Source organism: Phaeodactylibacter luteus (assembly GCF_007993045.1).
Taxonomy (GTDB): Bacteria; Bacteroidota; Bacteroidia; order Chitinophagales; family Saprospiraceae; genus Phaeodactylibacter; species Phaeodactylibacter luteus.
The window spans coordinates 1-4,234 of record NZ_VOOR01000105.1 but is presented as its reverse complement, the minus strand read 5'-3'; the positions used below and the strand labels follow the sequence as shown (position 1 = coordinate 4,234).

The following is a 4,234-nucleotide window of genomic DNA, read 5'->3' as shown; positions in this document are numbered from 1 at the left end:
CGCCACATCGCCGGCCAGGACGCAGAGCGTCATCAGGTGTATACTCTCGTCGCCGCAGTCCCACTTTGTACCATACAGCAGGAGGTACTTTGGCTTCTTGCAGCACAGTTGCCTGGACCGTTCAAAGAACACCATCCAGCATAAAGCCCGAGGGCCTTGCATCAACTGCTCGTAGCGCTGCCGGTCCTGTTCGCTTTCGATCTTGCCCTGGTCAAAGTAGCGCGTAAGCAGCTTGTAGTCTGCATGAGCGCTAGCTAACCCGCCCCCACGAACATGTGGGACGCTGTTCTTTACCTTGTTCAGGTTCACGCTGCCCGCATGAAGGATGGAATGGCTCACGATCAGGGTATTCTTCAGGGTGTATTTTGGAAGTTCTACAGCCTTTTCTGTAACTTGCTCAAGAAGCGTAAATGTCGACATGTCTTTTGGTTTTCGTCGACTTTAAAGATAGTCGCTTTTACGCTTCTTTACTAAAATGTCTAGTGGTAGGCTGTTCAGTCTGATAAGGTTCTCACCCTAGGGATTTTAGCTCTCGGTCCATTGATTTTCGCAGCCCGTAGCGGTTGTGGCAGACGTTATCCTGCTGCCACTCTTCCACATCCAGGCAACTGACGCTGGTCAGCGCACTGCGGACAAACCCGCTGGTGATTTCCCGGTTGTACAAAGCGACACTGAGCACATCGGCACTAATGGCCTTCATCCCCCCTTTGTTTTTGTAGCGGCTGAAGGTGCTCTCGATAATATCGGAGCAACAAATGATCTGGCTGCACCCTTTATATAATCCGGCATGGGCGGCAAAGTACGCATCTATTTTGGCAACGAATGCCTTGGCTTGTTTGGTGGCTACCTTTTGGGCGCTCAAATACTGGGCGGCACTTTGCTGCCAGCGTTGAAAGCTGTGCTTGCTTAACCCTGCCGTTTTCAAGATAGCCGACGCTATGGCAATCAGCTCCCTGACCTGCCGCAAGCGCCGGAGTAAAGGCCAGGCCTTACGGTAAAATGCGATGTGCCGACGCGCCACGGCCGGCAGCTTGGCCCAGTAGCCATCCATGCGGTTTGCCCACTCGACGATAGTAAAAATTCTCAGGAAGCGGTCTTTGTCCCGTAAGGTAGGCGGCAGCAACCCGCCCCAATCTGAGAGCATAAGCCGCCTGCGCAGTTGCCCGATTGAGGCGCTTAGCTAGCTGAGGGCTTCATCTTGCCCAAAGATATCCTTCACGGCGTTCATCATCACATGGCTGCAGTCACTGGCCCGGGGCAGGCTCAGGCTGCGCATAGCCGCCAGCAAAGACGTGCCTTGGTCGCTTACGGCGTACTTTAGCTTCAGGCCGGGATACCGGCTGAGGTTGTCCTGGATAAAGCGGGCGATGAAGGGGCCCGTCCAAGATTTCTGCACCTCCATGCCGAGCACTTCAGCGTCCAGGCCGCACAGCGGGGCGCTGTAACACTGGCCGGCATCGACCTTGACGCCCAGCATGAGCAAGAGCTTTTCTTTGCCGATTTGGATACTCTCGTCAATGATGACTACATAATCGCCTTGCAAATCGCGGGTATACTCCAAGGCGTAATAGCCGCAGCGCAAAACCCAGTTGCGGATTGTAGTAGGGCTGGGCTTGCCATATAAGGGCCAGCCCATCATTTGGGCAAAAAACGCTGCGCTCTTCGCCGCACAGCGTAAAGAGCCACCAGCGTGCACCACTATATAAACGGCTAGCACCATCATCTGAGCCGGGTAGGAATGGTTAAAGACTTTTTCCGGCTCTGCAATCTTGCGCAGGCGGGCAATCTCAGCGTCCTGACGGGCTATTTTTGCATCCCGGTCTTTGATTTGGCTTTTCAGGCGACGGCGCCCGATGGTCTGCTCTTTTGCTTGAGACCTTGAATGTTTTATCGTAGCTTTGAGTCGTGCCCACATTTTATGTGTTTTTTTGGTCGAACTCTAAAGCTACGGAAGTGTGGGCATACTTTTGCTTGCCAAAATACGTAGGGCTGATTTTGCATCAAACTGAACAGCCTACGCTTAGAAGGTAAGAAGGGGGCAAATTTTATCTTCAATTTAGATCTTGAAAACCTATCTTCAGGTATGTATATTTTACAAGTTTCAAATAAAGAGACTGGTGAAACAATCAGAACCGTCAAGTTTATAAAGATTTAAATGCGATCCTCGAAGAACAAAACTGAATTTATCAAGACAAGGGCAATATCAAAAAAGAGACAAGACTTAGCCCTTGTCTTTTTCCTTCTTGTAGTGTGGTACTTCCCCCTGTTTTTGCACCTTGATTCATTTGTTATAAAGATTTATGACGAGGCAAGAAGGGCAGTTAATGCCTTTGAAATGTTAAATGGAGATAACTTCATTGTCACTACTTATCAGGGACAACCAGATTTATGGGGTACGAAACCTCCCTTTCTTATATGGGCGCAAGCGCTATTTATGAGATTATTAGGACCGAGCGAGTTGGCCATCAGGCTACCTTCTGCATTAGCAGGTTTAGGGGGAGCATCAGCTTTGTTAGCATTTTCGTGGAAATTTCTCAAAGTCAAAAATGTAGGGATAATTGCATCTATTATTTTTCTGATTTCCAACGGGGCGCTGCAAAGTACTCATTCCTTGAGATCAGGTGATTTTGATGCATTACTGGTTTTCTTTACATTTTCATACTTATGTGCCTTTTTTGTTTTTTGTGAAACCCGAAAATATAAATACCTTTATTTGGCAACGGTCTTTATTGCTCTTGCGGTATTGACTAAAAGCATTGCCGGGCTTCTTTTCATGCCTGCGCTATTTATTTATGCTATACGCTCACGAAATCTTTTGCAATTATTCAGTTCAAAGCATTTTTATTTTTCTATCCTTGTTTTTCTACTTATGATTCTGAGCTTTTACCTTGGCAGAGAACACTACAATCCCGGATACCTTCAAGCTGTTTGGGAAAATGAACTAGGAGGGCGTTATTTAGATGAATTAGAAGGTCATGACCATCCTTTCGGGTATTACTTTATTCGTCTCTGGCAATACAGGTTTAATGGCTGGATCATCTTATCTTTGATTGGAATCCTGACCGGCTTTCTTCCACAGCGGAAGTTCACTAGCTTTTTTCCAGATCGGTTTGTTCGCTTTATCTGTTTTAGCTCCATTTCTATATTTGTTTATCTACTGGTAATCTCCAACTCCTCAACTAAACTTGTATGGTATGACTTACCAGTATATCCTTTACTATCAGTATTAGCTGCTTCGGGCTGGGTGCTGATACTAAATATTTTATCTGTAGTCACAAGCTATATCGGTATCTCTTTGAATCAAAACAAAAAATCTATATCCGGAATCTTTATAACGCTCTTACTACTTGCTCCTTTTTATGCTAAACAAGTCCAATACTGCATGAGACCAGATCCGGCCGATTATAATTCGCCAGAAGCCTATGGTCAGTTTGTGAAGCACCTAATTAAAAACAATCAGTTGAAAGGCTACTACAACATCGTATCACTTTATTATCGTCCGAATATTCTCTTCTACACTAAAGTCTTTAATAAAGATGAAACCAATGGTTTTACCTTGAACCCCATTTCTCCAGATCATCAGCTATCTCCGAAAAGTAAAGCGATTATCTGTATGCAAGGTGAATACGAACGCTTTAAAATGAAAAATGAAATTAAAACAGTTATGTCATCCAAAGGCAATTGTTACTTAGTATTAGTAAAATAAATCAAGTGACTTGCCTGGCTTTTAAGATAAACATACTGGTTCGTCAAGGTTAATGTTTGTGACCTCTTTTGAATAGCTCATTATGCAGCTTTTGAAACGAATACCTCAATACCTTCCTCCTTCACATACTTGTACAGCTCTGACTCTTGGTATTTATGCCAGGTGTCTTCATTTTCAATGATGTAAGAAATGATCTGTTCTGCATCAAGCTCAATGTCGTATAAAAGCGCTCCTATCTTATTATAGATGGATGGGGAAACTTTTTGCCGGGTAATGATCAGGAAATCCCAGTCTGAGTCGGATTTATGATCCCCCCGCGCTCTTGAGCCAAAAAGGATCACCCTGGCTTCCGCATCCACCTCAGCTACTTTTGCTTTTACCCTTTCAGGTATTCCGTTAAATTCGACCCTTTCCATAATCTCGCTCTTTTGGGAAAGTTAAGCATATAGCGCTAAAAAATCAATCCATCTGCCCTCTTTGTCCAAACTTAAAAATATATTGGGCTGCATCATATTCCTGCATAATATC

The 4,234-nt window shown here is 45.2% G+C and carries 5 protein-coding genes; 1 reads left to right on the top strand and 4 read right to left on the bottom strand.

Annotation, left to right across the window (positions count from 1 at the left end):
* From FRY97_RS21505 to FRY97_RS21495, 3 genes are all read right to left on the bottom strand, one after another.
* Window positions 1-420, bottom strand: a 420-nt coding sequence (locus FRY97_RS21505; protein ID WP_147169681.1) for a hypothetical protein, incomplete at its 3' end; no start/stop codon positions are given.
* Between the two features lie 91 nt (window positions 421-511).
* A complete protein-coding gene (locus FRY97_RS21500; protein WP_147169680.1) occupies window positions 512-1,144 on the bottom strand; it encodes a hypothetical protein in 633 nt (210 codons plus the stop codon).
* A gap of 36 nt (window positions 1,145-1,180) precedes the next feature.
* A complete protein-coding gene (locus FRY97_RS21495) occupies window positions 1,181-1,915 on the bottom strand; it encodes a hypothetical protein (RefSeq protein ID WP_147169679.1) in 735 nt (244 codons plus the stop codon).
* A 240-nt stretch (window positions 1,916-2,155) separates the two neighbouring features.
* Between FRY97_RS21495 and FRY97_RS21490 the strand changes: the two genes are divergently transcribed.
* A complete protein-coding gene (locus tag FRY97_RS21490) occupies window positions 2,156-3,706 on the top strand; it encodes an ArnT family glycosyltransferase (RefSeq protein ID WP_147169678.1) in 1,551 nt (516 codons plus the stop codon).
* Between the two features lie 80 nt (window positions 3,707-3,786).
* Here FRY97_RS21490 and FRY97_RS21485 read toward each other — a convergent pair whose 3' ends face one another.
* On the bottom strand, window positions 3,787-4,122 hold the full coding sequence (locus tag FRY97_RS21485; RefSeq protein WP_147169677.1) for a nucleotidyltransferase domain-containing protein: 336 nt from the start codon (window positions 4,120-4,122) through the stop codon (window positions 3,787-3,789).
* Window positions 4,123-4,234 lie beyond the last annotated feature (112 nt).